This is a genomic window from Salipiger sp. (assembly GCF_059781815.1).
Genome location: NZ_JBYNAH010000382.1, coordinates 1 through 610, shown reverse-complemented (window position 1 = coordinate 610; position 610 = coordinate 1). Strand labels below are relative to the sequence as shown.

The window sequence follows — 610 nt, the reverse complement described above, 5'->3', positions numbered from 1 at the left end:
TAAGGCGCAGCAAGAAGATGCCTGGCCGCCTCTATATCTGATGTTTTTGGGAAATTGGCGGGCGTTAGGAGGCTCGAGCCGTCTTGCGACAGCAAGTAAAAAATAAGCGCGGGTTCGTGAAAAGGAGAGACTTTGGTGACCACCGTTCCTAAAGACTAGTTTAGAAAGTGGCGGGAGTGACGGGACTCGAACCCGCGGCCTCTGGCGTGACAGGCCAGCGCTCTAACCAACTGAGCTACACCCCCACACGGATCGCGCGTGCGACATGCGGTTCGCGCGGTGTACGCAACCGCTTTGGGCAAGTCAAGCCGGCCGTCGGCGTGGGCGCCCAATCACCTGTTTAGATCCCAGTCGTTGATGGATCCTTACGGTCGCCGCGAAAGGCATCGCCCTTAGATTCGAGCAGATTGGCCGTATGGCGATGGCCGATCGTCACGGCGCGATCGAACGCTTTCCAGTCGCGCACTTCGATCTCGCCGAGTGGCGGCGTTATGAGCAGATCCGCGAGTTGGGCCTGGCGGCGGTCGGTTTCCTCGCTCGAAATCGTGCCGGCCCGGATCAAGATGCTGACGATCGGCGGACGCAACAACCTTCGCGCCCAGTTGCCGCG

At 60.2% G+C, this 610-nt stretch carries 1 protein-coding gene and 1 tRNA gene; both read right to left on the bottom strand.

Translation table 11 applies throughout. The features are described 5' to 3' along the window. Positions 1–168: 168 nt before the first annotated feature. Positions 169–245: transfer RNA gene (locus AC6RA4_RS24945), tRNA-Asp, on the bottom strand. Positions 246–340: 95 nt separating this feature from the next. After that, a partial coding sequence (locus AC6RA4_RS24940) for a hypothetical protein (RefSeq protein ID WP_500164933.1) occupies positions 341–610 on the bottom strand: 270 nt, incomplete at its 5' end.